The following is a 19,825-nucleotide window of genomic DNA, read 5'->3' on the forward strand; positions in this document are numbered from 1 at the left end:
ATCCGCTCCGATGCAGAGCTTCGGGCGCGGTGCGTCTTTCAGGCGGAGGTCAGACGGTAGCCGACGCCCCGGATCGTCTCGATCCAGCGCGGGCTGGCCGCCGATTCGCCCAGCTTGCGGCGCAGATTGGCCACGTGCACTTCGATCGCGCGCACATCGTGCTCGCTCACGAAACCGCTTCCGCCCGCGTAACGCTCACCACGGAGCATGAGGGCGAGGTCGTCCTTGCCGACGACCCGCCGACCCGCCGACAGCAGGTCGGCCATGATGTCGAACTCGCTACGGGTGAGCTCGACGTCCGAGCCGTCCACGGTGGCGATACGCATCTCGGGGTGCAGGCGCAGACCCCGGTGCTCGTACCATCCGTCCGAATCGTCCGGCTCGGGAGGGGACGGGGGATTCGCGGTCGACGCGGCGGAGACGGCGGAGGGCGCGGATTCGATCGGGACGACCGTCGCGTGCGTGGTCGAGCGGGGCCGCCGCATCATGGCCTCGATCCGAGCGCGCAACTCGCGCGGGCGGAACGGCTTGGTGACGTAGTCGTCGGCGCCGGCCTGCAGCCCCTGAAGGGTGTCGATCTCGTCGGCGCGTGCCGTGAGCATGACGATGTAGGTATCGCTGACCTCGCGGATGCGCTTCGCGGTTTCGAATCCGTCGATGCCGGGCATGCTGACATCCAACGTCGTCACCACGGGCTGGTATTCGCGGATGAGGTCGAGACCCTCGACGCCCGAAGACGCCGCGTAGACCAGGAAGCCCGCCTGCTCGAGCACCTGCGAGACGAGCGCGCGTATGTCTGTATCGTCCTCGATCACGACGGCGACACCAGAGTTCGACACGAACATCCCTCCCCGCCAGGCACGCGTATGAGCGGGCGCGCTGACTTCGGCGATGATATCCCAGAAGACTCTTCTGAATGCTTCCCCAGGCACTCTTGTTCCTAACTCTTGCCGTCTGGCTGTGGTGTTTGCGGTCACGGATGCGGGTCACGCCGCGCAATTACCGACCCCGTACATACGGGCCCGCCGCCGTCCATTTCCTGCGCTCGACGTCTCCCCAGACGTGTTTCTCTTGCCCGTTGCGGTGAATCCGATAGGACTTCACGGAACGAGCGGTTGCGAGCGACATGGATGGACGGCTGGCGCCGGCACCGATGTATCGAATGGCGAGATCCCCCCGGCTCTCGCCCTTCTTTGTCTTGCTGTCCGAGAATCCGACGTCCCCCGCGTCTCGTTCCCGTCCTCTGTCGCGTCTCGCGTGCTGTGCTGCAGGCCACCCGCTCGGTGCGACAGATATGACGTTAGAGGTCGTGCCTCAAGACGGGCTCAGCCCTTGCTCAGGGTCGTGTTCAGGTCGCGTCTTGAGCCGATCCTGAGGTTCACGGGGTCGCTTTCCGACGTTGCTGCCAGGCGTGGCATGCTCGATCCATGCCACTCATCGCCCTCACCGGCGGCATCGCCGCGGGAAAGTCGACGATCGCCCGCCGGCTCGCCGAGCACGGTGCCGTCGTCGTCGACGCGGACGCGCTGGTGCGCGAGGTCCAGCAGTCCGGATCTCCCGTGCTCGCCCGCATCGCCGAGGAGTTCGGCACGGACGTCATCCGTGCGGACGGAACGCTCGATCGCGCCGCGCTCGGGGCCGTCGTGTTCGGAGACGACGCCCAGATCGCGCGCCTGAACGAGATCGTGCATCCGGCGGTCCGTGCTCTCTCCCACGCCCGGTTCGCCGAGGCCCGTGCCGCCGATCCGGACGCGGTCATCGTCTACGACGTCCCCCTCCTCGTCGAGGCGCGCGGCAGCGATCCCTGGGATCTCGTGGTCGTTGCGCACGCGCCCGCGTCGCTCCGCGTTCAGCGCCTGCGAGAGGAGCGGGGCATGGGCGAGACGGAGGCCGCGGCGCGCATCGCCGCGCAGGTCAGCGACGACGAGCGCCTGGCGATCGCGGACGTGGTGATCGACACGTCCGGACCGATCGAACAGACGCTCGCGCAGGCCGACGAGCTGTGGAACCGGCTGACCACCCCCGATCGGAGCTGATCCGGTGCGGGCCGCGCGTCCGGCGCGTGCGCGGTGCGCGAACACCGGGCCCGGTGTCGGAACCCCCGCATAGGCTCGAAGCATGCAGACCACGCGCAGCGTGCGGCCCTTCGAGGTCGTCAGCGAGTATCAGCCCTCGGGCGACCAGCCGACCGCGATCGCGGACCTGGCTCAGCGCATCAACGCGGGTGAGACCGACGTCGTGCTGCTCGGTGCGACGGGTACCGGCAAGTCGGCCACGACAGCGTGGCTCATCGAGCAGGTCCAGCGCCCGACGCTCATCCTGGCCCACAACAAGACGCTCGCCGCGCAGCTCGCGAACGAGTTCCGTGAGCTCATGCCGAACAACGCGGTCGAGTACTTCGTCTCGTACTACGACTACTACCAGCCCGAGGCATACGTGCCGCAGACCGATACGTTCATCGAGAAAGACAGCTCGATCAACTCCGAGGTCGAGCGCCTGCGGCACTCGACGACCAACTCGCTCCTGTCGCGGCGCGATGTCGTCGTGGTGTCGACCGTCTCGTGCATCTATGGCCTCGGTGCCCCCGAGGAGTACCTGCGCGCCATGGTGGCCCTGCAGGTGGGGGAGCGGTACGACCGCGATGCGCTGATCCGCAAGTTCATCTCGATGCAGTACAACCGCAACGACGTCGACTTCTCGCGCGGCAACTTCCGCGTGCGCGGCGACACGATCGAGATCATCCCGGTGTACGAGGAGTACGCGATCCGCATCGAGCTCTTCGGCGACGAGATCGAGGCGTTGTACCGGCTGCATCCGCTCACGGGCGACGTTCTCGAGAAGCTCGATGCCGTCCCGATCTTCCCGGCCTCCCACTATGTCGCGGGCACCGATGTCATGCAGCGCGCGATCGGCACGATTGAGACCGAGCTCGAGCAGCGGCTGAAAGAGCTCGAGGGTCAGGGCAAGCTGCTCGAGGCGCAGCGGTTGCGCATGCGTACCACCTTCGATCTCGAGATGATGCAGCAGCTCGGCTTCTGCTCGGGAATCGAGAACTACTCGCGGCACATCGATGCGCGCGCGCCGGGCGAGGCGCCCCATTGTCTGCTCGACTTCTTCCCCGACGACTTCCTCGTCGTGATCGACGAGTCGCACGTCACCGTGCCGCAGATCGGCGCGATGTACGAGGGGGACGCCTCTCGTAAGCGCACACTCGTCGACCACGGATTCCGTCTGCCGAGCGCGATGGACAACCGCCCGCTCCGGTGGGACGAGTTCAAGAACCGCGTCGGTCAGACGGTGTACCTCTCGGCGACCCCGGGTCGTTACGAGATGGGCATCGCCGACGGCGTCGTCGAGCAGATCATCCGCCCGACGGGTCTCGTCGACCCCCAGATCATCGTGAAGCCCGCCAAGGGACAGATCGATGACCTGCTCGAGCAGATCCGCCTCCGTGTCGAACGTGACGAGCGCGTGCTCGTCACGACCCTGACGAAGAAGATGTCGGAAGAGTTGACGGACTTCCTGGGCGAACACGGAGTGCGGGTCCGTTATCTGCACTCGGATGTCGACACCCTCCGACGCGTCGAGCTGCTGACCGAGCTGCGGGCCGGCGTGTACGACGTGCTCGTGGGCATCAACCTGCTGCGTGAGGGCCTCGACCTGCCCGAAGTGTCGCTCGTCTCGATCCTCGATGCCGACAAGGAGGGGTTCCTGCGTTCCGGGACATCCCTGATCCAGACGATCGGTCGCGCGGCTCGAAACGTCTCCGGTGAGGTGCACATGTACGCCGATACGATGACCGACTCGATGAGAAAGGCGATCGACGAGACGGATCGCCGCCGTGAGAAGCAGGTGGCGTACAACCTCGAGCACGGCATCGACCCCACCCCGCTGCGCAAGCGCATCGCGGACATCACGGAGGTGCTGGCGCGCGAGGGCGCAGACACGGCCGAGATGCTCTCGAAGCGCGAGGCCGGTCGCGGAGCGTCCCAGGGTAGGGGCAAGGCGCCCACGCCACGGTCGCTCAGCACGAAGGGACACCAGGGGATCGCGGCCGAGGGAGCGAACCAGCTCGAGGCGACGATCGGCGATCTGAGCGCGCAGATGCTGGCGGCCGCCTCCGAACTCAAGTTCGAACTCGCCGCCCGGCTACGAGACGAGGTGCAAGACCTCAAGCGCGAGCTTCGGGCGATGGAGCGGGCCGGGCACGCCTGATCCGCTGAGCCGTCTGCCTCGGGGTGACGTTCCCGAGCCGCCGCGACACGACTGCCCATCGCACGATGGCGCCACTCATTGACGTCCGCGGTTTCGATGCACGCAGCCGATGCGGATTCGTGTATCCGTCGCGGGAGAGAGATCCCGGGCGCGGCGTATTACGGGCAGTGCAGCAGCGGCTTCGGTCCGGTGCGGTCGATCGTGTGGGCGTCCATGGGGGCACGGCAGATCGGGCACGGCGCCGGTCTGACGGGTTGTGCCGCGTCGTCATCGTAGGGTCCTACCGCGGCGGGACCGGCGACTCGGATCAACGACGCGTTGAACCACTGGTACAGGCCGCCCGCTTCCCGGATGCGCTGGCGCAACGGGATCTTGTGTGTCATGACAATTAGTGTACTAACTAATTGCTAGTCTGGCCTGATGCACAGCAAAGATGACCTCTTGCGCCTCGACAACCAGGTGTGTTTCGCCATCGTGACCGCGGCGCGGAACGTCGTGTCGATCTACCGGCCGATCCTCGAACCGCTCGGGCTGACGCATCCGCAATACCTGGTCATGCTGGCGCTCTGGGAGGACGCACCGTGGTCACTCGGTGCACTCGCGGAAGAGCTCGCACTCGAGCCGGCGAGCCTGTCGCCCCTGATCAAGCGGCTCGAGGCGGATGGTCTCGTGACCAGGCGGCGATCGACGTCCGACGAGCGGGTGCTGCTCATCGATCTCACGGACGAGGGGCGTGAGCTGCGAGAGCTCGCTCTCCAGGTCCCGGGGCGCGTGATGGAGGCCGTCGGTCTCGAGGTGGGAGAAGTCGAGGCGCTGCGCGATGCCCTGGCTCCCTTCGCCGGGCGCGCGGGCCGGCTGTGACGAGGAGCGTATGCGCTCGGTGTCTCCGCTGACCGCGAACCGCGAAGCCGGTGTCGGTGGCCGCTCCTACACTTGACGGGTGCCTATCGTCCCCGTTGCCGCGCCCTCGAAACTGAGCGTCAGAGGCGCTCGGGTTCACAACCTCAAGAACGTCGACCTCGAGATTCCACGCGATGCGCTGGTGGTGTTCACGGGCCTGAGCGGATCGGGAAAGTCGAGCCTGGCGTTCGACACGATCTTCGCCGAAGGGCAGCGCCGCTACGTCGAGTCGTTGAGCGCCTATGCGCGGCAGTTCCTGGGGCAGGTCGACCGCCCGGATGTCGACTTCATCGAGGGGCTGAGCCCGGCCGTCAGCATCGATCAGAAGTCGACCAACCGCAACCCGCGATCGACCGTGGGCACCATCACCGAGATCTACGACTACATGCGTCTGCTGTGGGCACGCATCGGTGTCCCGCACTGCCCCGTCTGCGGTGAGGTCATCCAGCGCCAGACGGTCCAGCAGGTCGCCGATCAGCTCGTCGAACTCCCCGAGGGCACGCGCTATCAGATCGTCGCGCCCATCGTGAGTCAGAAGAAGGGTGAGTTCGTCGACCTGTTCCGCGAACTCGGAGCCAAGGGCTACTCGCGCGCGATCGTCGATGGTGAGCTGATCCAGCTCGCCGAACCGCCGACTCTCAAGAAGAGTTACAAGCACGACATCGCCGTCGTGGTCGACCGACTGGTGGCGGGTCCCGACATCCTCGGTCGCGTCACCGACTCGGTCGAGACGGCGCTGGGCCTCGCCGGCGGCGTGATGCAGGTCAACTTCGTCGACGAAGAGGGTGATGCCGCATGGCAGAGCTTCTCCGAGAAGCTTTCCTGCCCCAACGGACACCCCCTGCAGCTCACCGAGATCGAGCCGCGCACCTTTTCGTTCAACGCACCGTTCGGTGCGTGCCCGGAGTGCTCGGGGCTCGGCACCCGCATGGCCGTGGACGTCGAGCTCCTGCTCGGCGACGAATCCGCGTCGATCCGCGAGGGCGTCATCGTGCCCTGGACGACGCAGGGCAAGGGGCTCTTCCAGTACTACGAGCGGCTGCTCGAGGGGCTCGCTCGCGACCTCGATTTCTCGCTCGACACCCCGTGGCGGAAGTTGCCCGAGTCGGTCCGCGAGGCGGTTCTGCGTGGCGAGGACTACAAGGTCACCGTCAAATGGAAGAACCGGTACGGGCGCGAGATGCGCTACGCCTCGGGGTTCGAGGGCGTCGTGCCCTACATCGAACGTCAGTGGCTGCAGGCCGAGTCCGACACCCAGCGCGGTCGGTGGGGCGAGTTCCTGCGCGAGGTTCCATGTCCGGTCTGTGAGGGCACACGCCTGAAGCCCGAGGTGCTCGCCGTCAAGGTGCACGGTCACTCGATCGCCGAGGTAACCGGGCTCAGCCTGTCGGACGCACGCGAGTTCATGCAGACCCTGCAGCTCACGGAACGCGAGGCGAAGATCGCGGCGCAGGTCTTGCGTGAGATCCGGGTGCGCCTGGACTTCTTGCTGCAGGTCGGACTCACCTATCTCAACCTCGGCCGTTCGGCAGGCTCCCTCTCCGGTGGCGAGGCACAGCGCATCCGCCTCGCGACGCAGATCGGTTCGGGGCTGACCGGCGTGCTCTACGTCCTGGACGAGCCCTCGATCGGATTGCATCAGCGCGACAACCGGCGCCTCGTCCGCACCCTCGAGACGCTGCGCGACCTCGGCAACACCCTGATCGTCGTCGAGCACGACGAAGAGACGATCCAGGCCGCCGATTGGGTCGTCGACATCGGACCGCTCGCGGGTGTGCACGGAGGAACCGTGGTCCACTCCGGGCCCTACGAGGCTCTGCTCTCGGACGAGAATTCGCTGACGGGCGACTATCTGGCCGGCCGCCGTGAGATCCCGACACCGACCAAGCGTCGCAAGTTCGACAAGAATCGCAAGATCACGGTCGTCGGCGCCCGTGAGAACAATCTGCGAAACGTCAGCGCGGACTTCCCGCTCGGGGTGCTCACGGCCGTCACCGGGGTGAGCGGCTCGGGCAAGTCCTCGCTCGTCAACGACATCCTCTACCAGGTGTTGGCGTCGCGCCTGAACGGCGCCCGCACCGTTCCCGGCAAGCACACGCGCGTCACCGGCCTGGACGATCTCGACAAGGTCGTGCACGTCGACCAGAACCCGATCGGCCGCACACCGCGTTCCAATCCGGCCACCTACACCGGAGTGTTCGACCGCGTCCGCACGCTCTTCAGCGAGACGCCCGAGGCGAAGGTACGCGGCTACCAGCCGGGACGCTTCAGCTTCAACGTCAAGGGCGGGCGCTGCGACGCGTGCTCGGGCGACGGAACGATCAAGATCGAGATGAACTTCCTGCCCGACGTCTACGTCGACTGCGAGGTGTGTCACGGCAAGCGCTACAACCGCGACACGCTAGCGGTGCACTACAAGGGCAAGAACATCGCCGAGGTCCTCGAGATGTCGATCGAGGAGGCGGCCGAGTTCTTCGAGCCGATCCAGGCGATCCACCGCTACCTGAAGACGTTGGTGGACGTGGGACTCGGATATGTCCGGCTCGGCCAGTCGGCAACGACGCTCAGCGGGGGAGAGGCGCAGCGCGTCAAGCTCGCCACCGAACTCCAGCGCCGCAGCAACGGACGCAGCATCTACGTGCTCGATGAACCCACCACGGGACTGCACTTCGAGGATGTCCGTCGCCTGCTCGAGGTGCTCGGTGGGCTCGTCGACAAGGGCAACACCGTCATCGTGATCGAGCACAACCTGGATGTCATCAAGTCGGCCGACTGGGTCATCGACCTCGGCCCCGAGGGTGGCTCGGGCGGTGGCCAGATCGTCGCGACGGGAACGCCCGAGCAGGTGGCACGCAACGAGAACAGCTTCACCGGTGCCTTCCTGGCGGAGGTGCTGGGTCAGCGCGAGCAGCGCAAGGCGGGGTAGCCGTGGCCGCTGCGTCATCCCGGCCCCAGCTGCCGTATCGTCCCCGTGCCGGTGAGATCCCGACCAACCCCGGTGTATACCGATTCCGCGATTCTTCCGGGCGCGTTCTCTACGTGGGCAAGGCGAAGAGCCTGCGCTCCCGTCTGAGCAACTACTTCGCCCCGCTGCACACGCTCCACGAGCGCACGCGCCGCATGGTGACGACCGCGTCCTCCGTGGAGTGGACGGTCGTGGGCAGCGATGTCGAGGCACTCCAGCTGGAGTACATGTGGATCAAGGAATTCGATCCGCCCTTCAACGTGCGCTACCGCGACGACAAGTCCTACCCGTTCATGGCGATCACGCTCGGTGACGAGGCTCCCCGCGTCGTCGTCACCCGCAACCGCCGGATCAAGGGAGCGAAGTACTTCGGCCCCTATCCGAAGATCTGGGCAGTGCACGACACGATCGACCTGATGATCAAGGTCTTCCCCATCCGGACGTGCAGCGACTCCAGCTATCGGAAAGCGATGCAGACCGGCCGACCCTGTTTCCCGGGGCAGATCGGCAAGTGCGGTGGGCCGTGTTCGATGAAGGTGACGATCGAAGAGCATCGCGCGATCGTGGACGACTTCGTCGCGTTCATGTCGGGGGGCGACCAGCGGTTCCGCACCCAGTTGTCGGCTCGCATGCGCGAGGCTTCGGCGGCCATGGATTACGAGAGCGCGGCCACGTATCGAGACAAGCTCGCCGCCGTCGACGCCGTGCTGTCACGCAGCGCGCTCGTCCTCGGCGAAGACGTCGATGCGGACCTGTTCGGTATCGCCGAGGACGAACTCGCCGCGACCGTCCAGCACTTCGTCATCCGGGGCGGCCGTATCCGCGGTGTGCGGGCATCGACGATCGAGAAGGAACTCGACATCGAGGGCGGGGACCTGGTCGATCAGGTCCTGCAACGCGCGTACGGCGACGCCGCGGCAGCGGACATCCCGCGTCGCGTCTTCATTCCGGTTCTGCCCCCGGATGCGACGGAACTCGAGGAGTGGCTTCGCGAGAGGCGCGGTCGTCCGGTGACCGTGCAAACGGCGCAGCGGGGGCGCAAGGCCGATCTGCAGCGCACGGCCAATCTCAACGCCCAGCAGGCGCTCATGTTGCACAAGACGCGACGCACCAGCGACTACATCGCCCGCAGCCAAGCCCTCACGGACCTGCAAGAAGCGCTCGGGCTGGCCGAAGCGCCCCTGCGGATCGAGTGCTTCGATGTGTCGCACCTGAGCGGCTCGAACGTCGTGGCATCGATGGTGGTCTTCGAGGATGGATTACCCCGCAAAGACCAGTACCGCTCGTTCTCGATCGCCGAGACGACCGATGACACGGACTCCATCCATCAGGTCCTCACGCGCCGACTCGCCTATCTCGACCGCCCGGAGGAACCCGAGGTCGAGGGTACGGTGCGCAAGCGACCACGTTTCGCCTACCCTCCGCAGCTTCTCGTGGTCGACGGGGGGCGACCTCAGGTCGAGGCGGCCGCGCGGGCTCTCGCGGACACCGGCCACGAAGAGATCGCGCTGTGCGGAATCGCGAAGCGGTTGGAAGAGGTCTGGCTGCCCGGCGACGAGTACCCCGTCATCCTGCCGCGCACGAGTGAGGCGCTCTATCTGCTGCAGCGCCTGCGCGACGAGGCGCACCGGTTCGCGATCACGCACCAGCGTTCCCGTCGCCGGAAGGACATCCAGAGCGTCCTCGCCGAGATCCCCGGCCTCGGTGCCGAGAGGATCCGCGTGTTGCTGCGGCACTTCGGATCGGTCGCCGCACTGAGGCGTGCCAGCGCGGAGGAGATCACCGAGGTGAAGGGCATCGGTCCCAAGCTCGCGGCGACGATCCAGACGCGCCTGCGAGACGCAGCCGAGGTGGCGGCGGCCGCGGAGGGCGCGAACCTTCCGCCCCTCGCCGAGTCAGTAGGCTAGGAGCCGGGCTGATGGGGACTGGAGCGATGACGGACACGGGCGGCGGAGCGGGGGAGGTCCTCGTGGTGACCGGTATGTCCGGCGCCGGAAGATCCACGGTCGGCAACGCGCTCGAAGACCTCGACTGGTACGTCGTCGACAACCTGCCGCCGCAGATGCTGCGGCCCTTGCTCGACATCACCGGTCTCGCCGCCGGCGCTCTGCCCCGGGTGGCGGCCGTCGTGGATGTGCGGGGCAGGGGTCTGTTCGAGGACCTTCCCGATGTGATGGACGCTCTGCGTAAGGGTCGTCAGGTGCGTCTCATGTTCCTCGACGCCTCGGACGAGGTGCTCGTCCGTCGTTTCGAAGCGGTCCGGCGCCCGCACCCCCTGCAGGGGGAAGGAACCATCCTCGATGGAATCCAGCGCGAACGTCGACGCCTGGCGCCCATCCGCGAGAGTGCCGATCTGATCATCGACACCAGCGCGTACAACATCCATCAGCTCGCGACGACCGTATCCGAGCTGTTCCTCGAGGAGAGTTCGGCCCGCCACACCATCACGGTGCAGAGTTTCGGGTTCAAATACGGCGTGCCGCCCGACGCCGACCTGGTCGCCGACATGCGGTTTCTGCCGAACCCGTTCTGGAACGAGGAGCTCCGCCACCTCACCGGACAGGATGGGCGCGTCCGCGACTTCGTGCTCGCGCAAGAGGGTGCGATGGAGTTCTTGGATGCGTACGCCCAGTCTCTGGCGCCCGTTCTGGCCGGGTATCAACGCGAGAACAAGCGCCACTCCACGGTCGCCGTCGGGTGCACCGGCGGCAAGCACCGTTCCGTCGCGATGGCGGAGCAGCTGGCCGCTCGGCTGTCTACCGTGCCCGGAGTCGCCGTGCGCGTGAAGCATCGCGATCTCGGTCGCGAGTAGGCTAGGCGGGTTCACGTCCGACCCGATCCGAGGAGCGCAGGTTGCCACTCACCGCCGATGTCAAGGCCGAACTGGTAGCCATCCGCGACCCACGTGCGACGGCGCGCGTTGCCGAGGTGACGTCGCTGCTGCGTTTCTCCGGCGGTCTGCACTCGATCGCGAACAGGATCGCCATCGAGGCGGAACTCGACTCCGAGGTTCTCGCGCGCCGCACGGCTCGTGACCTGGTCGAGCTCTACGGCGTCCGTCCCGAGCTCGGGCATGTGCAGGCATCGTCGTCGCGCCAAGAGGGTCACTTCGTCGTCCGGGTCATCGACGGCGGTGAGACGCTGGCGCGCCAGACGGGCCTTCTCGATCAGCGTCGTCGTCCCGTTCGCGGGCTGCCGAACAAGCTGACGACCGGGTCCCGCGACGACCTCGCGGCCATCTGGCGCGGGGCGTTTCTGGCCGCGGGTACGCTGACGGATCCCGGTCGCTCGGCCGCGCTCGAGGTGACCTGCCCCTCGTCCGAGGCCGCCATGGCGCTCGTCGGGGCGGCGCATCGTTTGGGCGTGGCCGCGAAGGCCCGTGAGGTTCGCGGAGTGCACCGCGTCGTGGTGCGCGACGGCGAGGCGATCCGCGCCATCCTGCAGGCGATGGGAGCCCAGCGTGCCGCTGCCGAGTGGGAGCAGCTCCGCCAGCGCCGTGAGGTGCGCGCCGGTGTGAACCGTCTGGTCAATTTCGATGACGCCAATCTGCGCCGTTCAGCCCAGGCCGCCGTTGCCGCGTGTGCGCGTGTCGAGCGGGCCCTCGAGATCTTGGGGCCCGGAATCCCCGACCATCTGCGCGAGGCGGGAGAGCTGCGCCTGGCCCACCGCGAGGCGAGCCTCGATGAGCTCGGCCACCACGCCGATCCGCCGCTGACGAAGGATGCCGTCGCGGGACGCATCCGACGTCTGCTCGCGATGGCCGACAAGCGTGCCGAGGACGAGGGCATCCCCGGCACAGAGGCGGGTATCCCGGCTGACGTCGACGCCTGATCGAAGCGCCATCGGTGCGGCGGGCGCCCGTACAGATGCCCGGATCGGGAAGCAAGGCCCTGGTCTCGGTGTTGCCCATCGATAGGATGAGAACGTCATCCGCGCCGCGCGAAGCGTGGCACCGACAGGAGGAAATACGACTATGGCGACTTACACGCTGCCCGAACTTCCCTACGACTACGCCGCTCTCGAGCCGCACATCAGTGCCTCGATCATGCAGCTGCACCACGACAAGCACCACCAGGCCTACGTGACCGGTGCCAATACGGCGCTGGAGCAGTTGGCGGAGGCGCGTGACAAGGGTGACTTCGCCTTCGTGAACAAGCTCGAGAAGGATCTCGCCTTCAACCTCGGTGGACACACGAACCACTCGATCTTCTGGACCAACCTCTCGCCGAACGGCGGAGACAAGCCCACCGGCGAGCTCGCGGCCGCGATGGACGACCACTTCGGTTCGTTCGACAAGTTCGCCGCCCACTTCACCGCCGCCGCCCTCGGTGTGCAGGGTTCCGGCTGGGCCGGCCTGTTCTGGGATTCGATCGGCCAGAACCTGATCATCCAGCAGTTCTTCGACCAGCAGTCGCAGTTCGCCGCGGGCACCGTCCCGCTCCTGCTGCTGGACGTCTGGGAGCACGCCTATTACCTGGATTACAAGAACGTCCGCGCCGACTATGTGAAGGCGTTCTGGAACATCGCGAATTGGGCTGACGTTCAGACCCGCTTCGAGACCGCCCGCGAGAAGACTGCGGGTCTGCTGGTAATGTCGTGACGGAGGCGAGGACGCCGCTGAGCCCTTGCTGAGTCGAGGGATCCGGCGTCCTCCTTCATCCGAAAAGCGCGTATCCGCGCACCTAAAGGCGCCGCCCCGCGCCACGAGAATCGGGAGACACCGTGTCTGTCAAGATCGGCATCAACGGCTTCGGCCGTATCGGACGCAACTACCTTCGCGCGGCGCTCGCGCAGGGCGCTGACCTGGAAATCGTGGCGGTGAACGACCTCACCGACAACAAGAGCCTCGCGCACCTGCTGAAGTACGACTCGGTCGGCGGCCCGCTCGCGGAGGACGTGTCTTACGACGCCGACTCCATCACGGTCGGTGGCAAGAAGATCCGCGTCTTCGAAGAGCGTGACCCGGCGAACCTGCCCTGGGGCGAGCTCGGCGTGGACATCGTGATCGAGTCGACCGGTCGCTTCACGAAGGCCGAGGACGCCAAGAAGCACATCGCCGGTGGCGCGAAGAAGGTCCTGATCTCGGCGCCCGCCACGGGCGACGACGCGACCATCGTCATGGGCGTCAACGAAGAGACCTACAACCCCGAGACCGACGTCATCATCTCGAACGCGTCGTGCACGACCAACTGCCTCGCGCCCCTCGCGAAGGTCTTCAACGATGCGTTCGGCATCGAGCGCGGCTTCATGATGACCGCTCACGCCTACACGGCCGACCAGAACCTGCAGGATGGCCCTCACAGCGATCTGCGCCGTGCACGCGGTGCCGCGATCAACATCGTCCCCGCCTCGACCGGTGCCGCCAAGGCCATCGGCCTCGTGCTGCCGGAGCTGCAGGGCAAGCTCAGCGGCTCGTCGTACCGCGTTCCGGTTCCCACCGGCTCGATCGTCGACCTGACGATCGTCACGCCCACCGAGGGCCTCACCGTCGACCAGATCAACGCCGTCTACAAGACGGCTGCGGCCGAGGGGCGCCTGAAGGGGATTCTCGAGTACACCGAGGACCCGATCGTGTCGAGCGACATCCAGGGCAACCCGCACTCGTCGATCTTCGACGCCGAGCTCACCAACGTCAGCGGCAACCTCGTGAAGGTTTCCAGCTGGTACGACAACGAGTGGGGCTACTCGAACCGCCTCGTCGACCTCACCGAGTACGTCGGCGAACGTCTGTAGGTTCCGCTGATGCCCCTGCGCACTCTCGATTCGCTGGGGTCGCTCGTCGGCACGCGTGTCATCGTCCGCTGTGATCTGAACGTCCCCCTCCGGGACGGTCAGATCACGGACGATGGCCGCGTGCGTGCGTCGCTGCCGACCCTGAACGCCCTGATCCAGCGCGGTGCCCGCGTCGTGGTCTGCTCCCACCTCGGTCGTCCCGATGGTGCTCCCGACCCGAAGTACAGCCTCGAGCCGGTAGCGCAGCGACTGTCGGAACTGCTCGCCAAGCCTGTCGCGTTCGCACGTGACACGGTGGGTGAGTCCGCCCGGGAGGCCGTGGCGGCCCTCGAGGACGGCGATGTCGCGGTTCTCGAGAATCTGCGCTTCGAGCCGGGCGAGACGTCGAAGGATGCCACGGAGCGCCGCGCATTCGCGGAACGCCTGGCGGCGCTCGGTGACGCGCTCGTCTCGGACGGTTTCGGTGTCGTGCACCGCAAGCAGGCGAGCGTGTACGAGCTCGCCGAGCTGGTGCCGTCCGCTGCGGGCCTGCTGATCCAGGCCGAGCTCGATGTGCTCGACCGGCTGACGGAGAACCCTGAGCGTCCCTACACGGTGGTGCTCGGTGGGTCGAAGGTCAGTGACAAGCTGGGCGTGATATCGCACCTGCTCCCGCGCGTCGACCGCATCCTGGTGGGTGGAGGCATGGTCTTCACCTTCCTCGCGGCGGAGGGTTTGAAGGTTGCGTCGAGCCTGCTCGAGACCGATCAGCTCGACATCGTGCGCGAGTACGTGCAGCGGGCCAGGGATACGGGCGTCGAGCTCGTGCTGCCCACGGACATCGTCGTCGCGTCGAAGTTCGGCGCGGATGCCGAGCATGTCGTGACGGCGGCCGACGCGATGGAGGACACCCCGTTCGGCGCCTCCGGCCTGGGTCTGGACATCGGCCCGGAGTCCGCGGCCCGATTCGCCGAACTCATTCGTGACAGCAAGACCGTCTTCTGGAACGGCCCGATGGGCGTGTTCGAAATGCCGGCCTTCGCCGCCGGCACGAAGACCGTTGCCAAAGCGCTCACCGAGGTCGATGGCTTGAGCGTGGTCGGCGGCGGAGACTCCGCTGCCGCCGTCCGTCAGCTCGGATTCTCGGACGACCAGTTCGGTCATATCTCGACGGGCGGCGGAGCCAGCCTGGAATTCCTCGAGGGTAAGAAGCTCCCCGGACTGGAGGTCCTCGGATGGGAACAGTGACGCAGAACGCCGCGCGTCAGGGGCGTACACCGCTGATCGCCGGCAACTGGAAGATGAACCTCGATTACCAGCAGGCGATCGCACTCGTGCAGAAGCTCGACTGGGCGTTGAAGGATGCCAAGCACGACGCGGGCTCAGTCGAGGTCGCCGTGTTCCCGCCCTTCACCGATCTGCGGAGTGTGCAGACGCTGATCTCTGCCGACAAGATCGAGTTCTCGCTCGGTGCCCAGGACCTGTCGGTGCACGACTCCGGCGCCTACACGGGAGAGATCTCGGGCCAGTTTCTGAAGAAGCTCGGCTGCAGGTATGTCCTGATCGGACACTCGGAGCGACGTCAGTACCACGCCGAGGGTGACGATGTCGTGGCGGCGAAGGTCAAGGCGGCCCTCAAGCACGGTCTCGTCCCCGTGATCTGCGTCGGTGAGACAGCCGAGGATCTCGAAAACCACGGTGCGAGCGCCGTCCCGGTCGCACAGCTGAAGGCGGCTCTGGCCGATATCGCGGCCGGCACCGAGGTTGTTGTGGCGTACGAGCCGGTCTGGGCCATCGGTTCGGGCCAGGCGGCGACGCCCGATCAGGCCCAGCAGGTCTGCGAGAAGCTGCGCGCGGTTGTCGCAGAAACGCTCGGCGACGACGCGGCAGCGGCAACGCGCATCCTCTACGGCGGCTCGGTTGCCGCGGGCAACATCGCGGGCTTCATGCGTGAGCCCGATGTCGATGGGGCGCTCGTGGGAGGCGCGAGTCTGAAGGTCGACGACTTCGCCGCCATCATCCGTTACCAGAAGCACGTGGGCGTCTAGGCTCTCCGCCTATACTTGAGGACGTTGCGCCCGCCCGACGGGTGCTCTGAAAGGCTTTACCGGTGCAGATTATCGAATTCGTGATGCAGGTGATCCTCGGCATCACGAGCCTCTTGCTCACCCTGTTGATCCTGCTCCACAAGGGACGTGGTGGCGGGCTCTCCGACATGTTCGGCGGCGGCATGACGTCGTCCCTCGGGTCGTCGGGGCTCGCCGAGCGGAACCTCAACCGATTCACCATCGTGCTCGCCCTGACGTGGTTCGTTGCGATCGTCGCACTCGGCCTCATCACCAAGTTCCAGGGGATCTGACATGGCTACTGGCGGAAACGCGATCCGCGGCACCCGGGTGGGTGCGGGCCCGATGGGCGAACAGGACCACGGATACCACGCGGAGCGCGTCGCCGTCCCCTATTGGGACGCGCTCGGCAACGAGACGGTTCGCTACTTCGCCGCAGGCGTGCCCGAGGACGAGATCCCGGACACGATCGACAGCCCGCACTCGGGTCTCCCGGCCGGGCGCGACAAGGCCAACCCGCCGTCACTCGCGAAGGCTGAACCGTACAAGACGCACCTGGCCTACGTGAAGGAGCGTCGCACGGACGAAGAGGCCGCCGCGCTCCTCGACGACGCCCTGCGCGCCCTGCGCGAGCGTCGCGGCCTCGGCTGAGTCCGCTCGGTGCCTCACGAACTCAGTCGGGATCGATGAGTTCCGCGGGTACTTCGGCCGCGGCGTCCGCGTCGACGAAGAACAGTGTGCGGTGACGGCCTTTTGCGCCAGCGGCCGGGACGCTCATGTAGCTGGCTCCGGCGAGGGCGAGACCGAGTGCGGCCGCCTTCTCGGACCCCGTGAGGACCAGCCATACGCGCTGTGATGCATTGATGACCGGGCGCGTCAGCGTTACGCGCACCGGTGGAGCCTTGGGGGAGTCGTACACGGCCACGGCCGCCCGGTCGGTGACCCCGATCTCGGGACGGTCGGGGAACAGTGATGCGATGTGCGCATCCGGTCCGACTCCGAGCAGGCAGATGTCGAAGCTCGGCCACGCGCCGGCCGTGGGATCGTCCGACGACGCGAAGCCTGCGAGCTCGGCGGAGTACGCCTCTGCGGCGGCCTCCGCCGATTCCGACCGATCGGACGCGAGGACCTCGTGCACGTTCTTGCTCGGTATGGACAGGCGCGTGAGCAGAGCGTCTCGGGCCTGCAGAGCATTGCGATCCGGAGATGCCTCGGGAACGTAGCGTTCGTCGCTCCACCAGAAATGCACGCGCGACCAGTCGACGAGCTCGACCCCCGGATGGCCCGAGATCGCGGAGAGAACGCTGACCCCCGCACGTCCACCGGTGATCGAGACATGCACGAGAGGGCGTTCGACGCTCAACACGGCAAGCTTCTCGACGATGCGGCGCGCGACCGCGGCGAAAACCGTGTCGCGGTCCGCGCTGACGATGACGCGACGGTCGGTGAGGTTCTCAGTCGACATGCGGCTCCCGGCTGACGGGCGGGTCCAGAAGCTCCCAGCCCTCGGTGATCACACGACCATACAGCAGGTCGGGATCGAGCCGACGAAGCTCCTCGGCGAGGCATTCCCGCAGGGTGCGTCGCGGCAGAACCAGGTCGTGCTGCGGCTGACCCTGTTGCGTCAGGCAGGCGACCGTCGGGGAGGAACGTTCGAGCAGGATGTCTCCGCCCTCGCGCTGCAGGTCCACCGACTTGATACCGTCCACCCACTCGTCGGGCGGCATGTATTCCCAGGTCACGGGGACGTTCAATTTGAGACGTAACCACGCTGCGAGGAGTGCCGTCGAGGGCGACGTGCTCGCACCTCGCACGACGGCACCCGTGATGGGGGTGAAAGGCGGTTGGTCGAGAACCGCGGCGAGCTGCTCGCGCCAGTGGGTGAGACGGGTCCACGCGAGATCGGTGTCTCCCGGAGCATGGTTCGCGCCCAGGATGGAGAGGCGATCGGCGGCCTGCGGCGCGGTCGAGGCATCTGTGATCCTGCGCTGAGCCATCCGCCCGAGCGGCGAATCCGACGGCTTTCGCGGCGGCTGATCCGGCCACCACACCACCAGAGGCGCGTCGGGCAGGAGCAGACCGGTGACGAGGCTCTCTTCGTTCGACGCCGCGGCCCCCGAGGCGCGCAGCACGATGACCTCGCTCGCCCCGGCGTCGCCGCCGACACGAATCTGCGCATCCAGTCGAGGTTCTCCCTGAGTGTCCGCCATCAGCACGATGACCCGCATCGGATGCTCGCGCGAGGCGTCGTTCGCAGCCTCGATGGCGTCTTCTTCGAGACCGTGCCGCGTTGCGATGATGAGCGTGAGTACACGGCCGAGCGCGACCACACCGCCCTCTTCGCGGGCGTTGACGAGGGCCTTGGCGATTTGACTGACGGTCGTGTCGGGCATCTCGATGATCATGGGCGTCTCCAGACTCGTCCATCGCGGGCCAGGAGTTCTTCCGCGGAAGCGGGGCCCCACGACCCGGGACTGTACTGCTCCAGCGGTCCACCCTGGGCGGCCCAGAACTCCTCGACGGGGTCGAGGATGCGCCACGAGAGTTCAACCTCTTCGTGACGCGGGAACAGCGGCGGCTCGCCGAGCAGGACATCGAGGATCAGGCGTTCGTATGCCTCGGGGCTCGCCTCGGTGAAAGCATGCCCGTAGCCGAAGTCCATCGTGACGTCGCGCACCTGCGTGCCGGCGCCCGGAACCTTCGAGCCGAATCGGATGGTGACGCCCTCGTCGGGCTGGATCCGGATCACGAGGGCGTTCTGCCCGAGTTCGAGGGTCTGGCTGCGCAGGAACAGATGCTGCGGCGCCCTCTTGAAGACGACGGCGATCTCGGTGACACGACGGCCGAGGCGCTTGCCCGTGCGGAGGTAGAAGGGAACACCTGACCAGCGGCGGGTCGCGATCTCGAGCTTGATCGCCGCGAACGTCTCGGTCGTCGACGCCGAGTCCATGCCGTCCTCTTCCAGGAACCCGGCGACCTTGTCGCCGCCCTGCCATCCGCCGGCGTACTGACCGCGAGCGGTCGCCTCCGCGAGATTGGCGGGCAGCTGCACGGCAGCGAGGACTTTCTCCTTCTCCGCGCGCAGGTCGTGTGCCGACAGCGAGATGGGCTCCTCCATCGCGGTCAGGGCGAGCAGTTGCAGGAGGTGGTTCTGGATGACGTCGCGTGCCGCGCCGATCCCGTCGTAGTAACCTGCGCGGCCACCCACGCCGATGTCTTCGGCCATCGTGATCTGCACGTGGTCGACGTAGTTGCTGTTCCAGAGGGGCTCGAACAGCTCGTTGGCGAACCGGAGGGCCAGGATGTTCTGGACCGTCTCTTTGCCGAGGTAGTGGTCGATCCGGAAGATCGAATCCGCCGGGAACGCAACCTCGAGAGCGTCATTGAGCGTCCGCGCCGAGGCGAGGTCGTGCCCGAACGGCTTCTCGATGACGACACGGCGCCACGCGTCGTCCCCGTTCGCATTCTCGTTGACCAGTCCCGAGTCCCGGAGCTGCTTCGCCACCATCGCGAAGTCTTTCGGGGGGATGGAGAGGTAGAAGGCATGGTTGCCCATCGTCCCGCGTTCGATGTCGAGTCGTTCGACGGTCTCGCGCAGGCGACGGAACGCATCCGCGTCGTCGAACTCGCCCGAGACGAATCGAATCCCCTGCAAGAGCTGTCGCCAGGTCTCTTCGCGGAACGGCGTGCGCGCATACTGCTTGACGGCCTCGTGGACGACGTTCGCGAAGTCCTGGTCTTCCCAGTCGCGACGCGCGAACCCCACCAGGGCGAACCCGGGCGGAAGCAGGCCGCGATTGGCCAGGTCATAGACCGCCGGCATGAGCTTCTTGCGGGACAGGTCGCCTGTCACGCCGAAGATGACGAGGGCGCTCGGACCGGCGATGCGGTTCAGACGACGATCGTCCGGGTCGCGCAGCGGATTGTGCCCGCGCGAGATCTCGATGGGCATACGGGTGTGCCTCTC

18 protein-coding genes are annotated in these 19,825 nt (G+C 66.8%); 13 read left to right on the forward strand and 5 right to left on the reverse strand.

Going from position 1 to position 19,825, the window contains the following annotated elements; all coding sequences use genetic code 11:
- Nucleotides 1-38: 38 nt before the first annotated feature.
- The gene (locus tag C2868_RS05305) at nucleotides 39-845 is read right to left on the reverse strand and encodes a response regulator transcription factor (protein WP_100811035.1); all 807 of its coding nucleotides are present in this window, start codon (nucleotides 843-845) and stop codon (nucleotides 39-41) included.
- Nucleotides 846-1,427: 582 nt separating this feature from the next.
- Between C2868_RS05305 and coaE the strand changes: the two genes are divergently transcribed.
- Together coaE and uvrB are read left to right on the forward strand one after the other, a co-directional pair.
- Entirely contained in the window at nucleotides 1,428-2,036 is a 609-nt protein-coding gene (gene coaE / locus C2868_RS05310) for a dephospho-CoA kinase (RefSeq protein WP_103663029.1), read from the forward strand.
- A gap of 82 nt (nucleotides 2,037-2,118) precedes the next feature.
- On the forward strand, nucleotides 2,119-4,215 hold the full coding sequence (gene uvrB / locus C2868_RS05315; RefSeq protein WP_100811033.1) for an excinuclease ABC subunit UvrB: 2,097 nt from the start codon (nucleotides 2,119-2,121) through the stop codon (nucleotides 4,213-4,215).
- Nucleotides 4,216-4,373: 158 nt separating this feature from the next.
- Here the strand turns inward: uvrB and C2868_RS05320 are convergent, their stop codons facing one another.
- Nucleotides 4,374-4,598, reverse strand: coding sequence for a hypothetical protein (locus C2868_RS05320; RefSeq protein WP_100811032.1), 225 nt, complete (start codon nucleotides 4,596-4,598; stop codon nucleotides 4,374-4,376).
- A gap of 37 nt (nucleotides 4,599-4,635) precedes the next feature.
- On the opposite strand from C2868_RS05320, the gene C2868_RS05325 reads away from it, so the two are divergent.
- From C2868_RS05325 to C2868_RS05375, 11 genes are all read left to right on the forward strand, one after another.
- Complete coding sequence (locus C2868_RS05325) at nucleotides 4,636-5,076, forward strand: MarR family winged helix-turn-helix transcriptional regulator (RefSeq protein WP_100811031.1); 441 nt, start codon at nucleotides 4,636-4,638, stop codon at nucleotides 5,074-5,076.
- Nucleotides 5,077-5,155: 79 nt separating this feature from the next.
- On the forward strand, nucleotides 5,156-8,041 hold the full coding sequence (uvrA, locus tag C2868_RS05330) for an excinuclease ABC subunit UvrA (RefSeq protein WP_100811030.1): 2,886 nt from the start codon (nucleotides 5,156-5,158) through the stop codon (nucleotides 8,039-8,041).
- A 2-nt stretch (nucleotides 8,042-8,043) separates the two neighbouring features.
- Entirely contained in the window at nucleotides 8,044-9,987 is a 1,944-nt protein-coding gene (gene uvrC, locus C2868_RS05335; protein ID WP_232711192.1) for an excinuclease ABC subunit UvrC, read from the forward strand.
- An 11-nt stretch (nucleotides 9,988-9,998) separates the two neighbouring features.
- The gene (gene rapZ, locus C2868_RS05340; protein WP_258034401.1) at nucleotides 9,999-10,892 is read left to right on the forward strand and encodes an RNase adapter RapZ; all 894 of its coding nucleotides are present in this window, start codon (nucleotides 9,999-10,001) and stop codon (nucleotides 10,890-10,892) included.
- 41 nt (nucleotides 10,893-10,933) lie between these two features.
- Nucleotides 10,934-11,911, forward strand: coding sequence for a DNA-binding protein WhiA (gene whiA, locus C2868_RS05345; RefSeq protein ID WP_100811028.1), 978 nt, complete (start codon nucleotides 10,934-10,936; stop codon nucleotides 11,909-11,911).
- Nucleotides 11,912-12,053: 142 nt separating this feature from the next.
- Nucleotides 12,054-12,680: a superoxide dismutase gene (locus C2868_RS05350; protein WP_100811027.1), complete on the forward strand. Its 627-nt coding sequence runs from the start codon at nucleotides 12,054-12,056 to the stop codon at nucleotides 12,678-12,680.
- Between the two features lie 122 nt (nucleotides 12,681-12,802).
- Complete coding sequence (gene gap, locus C2868_RS05355; RefSeq protein WP_100811026.1) at nucleotides 12,803-13,813, forward strand: type I glyceraldehyde-3-phosphate dehydrogenase; 1,011 nt, start codon at nucleotides 12,803-12,805, stop codon at nucleotides 13,811-13,813.
- Between the two features lie 9 nt (nucleotides 13,814-13,822).
- On the forward strand, nucleotides 13,823-15,040 hold the full coding sequence (locus C2868_RS05360) for a phosphoglycerate kinase (RefSeq protein ID WP_100811025.1): 1,218 nt from the start codon (nucleotides 13,823-13,825) through the stop codon (nucleotides 15,038-15,040).
- A complete protein-coding gene (tpiA, locus tag C2868_RS05365; protein WP_100811024.1) occupies nucleotides 15,028-15,840 on the forward strand; it encodes a triose-phosphate isomerase in 813 nt (270 codons plus the stop codon). The genes C2868_RS05360 and tpiA overlap by 13 nt, the downstream gene beginning before the upstream one ends.
- An 83-nt stretch (nucleotides 15,841-15,923) precedes the next feature.
- Nucleotides 15,924-16,151, forward strand: coding sequence for a preprotein translocase subunit SecG (gene secG, locus C2868_RS05370; RefSeq protein WP_374935760.1), 228 nt, complete (start codon nucleotides 15,924-15,926; stop codon nucleotides 16,149-16,151).
- Nucleotide 16,152: 1 nt separating this feature from the next.
- The gene (locus C2868_RS05375; protein WP_100811022.1) at nucleotides 16,153-16,509 is read left to right on the forward strand and encodes an RNA polymerase-binding protein RbpA; all 357 of its coding nucleotides are present in this window, start codon (nucleotides 16,153-16,155) and stop codon (nucleotides 16,507-16,509) included.
- A gap of 22 nt (nucleotides 16,510-16,531) precedes the next feature.
- Here C2868_RS05375 and pgl read toward each other — a convergent pair whose 3' ends face one another.
- The 3 genes from pgl to zwf are packed head-to-tail and all read right to left on the reverse strand — an operon-like array spanning nucleotide 16,532 to nucleotide 19,810.
- The gene (pgl, locus tag C2868_RS05380; RefSeq protein WP_100811021.1) at nucleotides 16,532-17,323 is read right to left on the reverse strand and encodes a 6-phosphogluconolactonase; all 792 of its coding nucleotides are present in this window, start codon (nucleotides 17,321-17,323) and stop codon (nucleotides 16,532-16,534) included.
- On the reverse strand, nucleotides 17,313-18,263 hold the full coding sequence (locus C2868_RS05385) for a glucose-6-phosphate dehydrogenase assembly protein OpcA (protein WP_100811020.1): 951 nt from the start codon (nucleotides 18,261-18,263) through the stop codon (nucleotides 17,313-17,315). The genes pgl and C2868_RS05385 overlap by 11 nt, the downstream gene beginning before the upstream one ends.
- The gene (gene zwf, locus C2868_RS05390; RefSeq protein ID WP_100811019.1) at nucleotides 18,260-19,810 is read right to left on the reverse strand and encodes a glucose-6-phosphate dehydrogenase; all 1,551 of its coding nucleotides are present in this window, start codon (nucleotides 19,808-19,810) and stop codon (nucleotides 18,260-18,262) included. Before zwf ends, C2868_RS05385 begins: the two co-directional genes overlap by 4 nt.
- Nucleotides 19,811-19,825 lie beyond the last annotated feature (15 nt).

Source organism: Microbacterium sp. CJ77 (assembly GCF_002911615.1).
GTDB lineage: Bacteria > Actinomycetota > Actinomycetes > Actinomycetales > Microbacteriaceae > Microbacterium.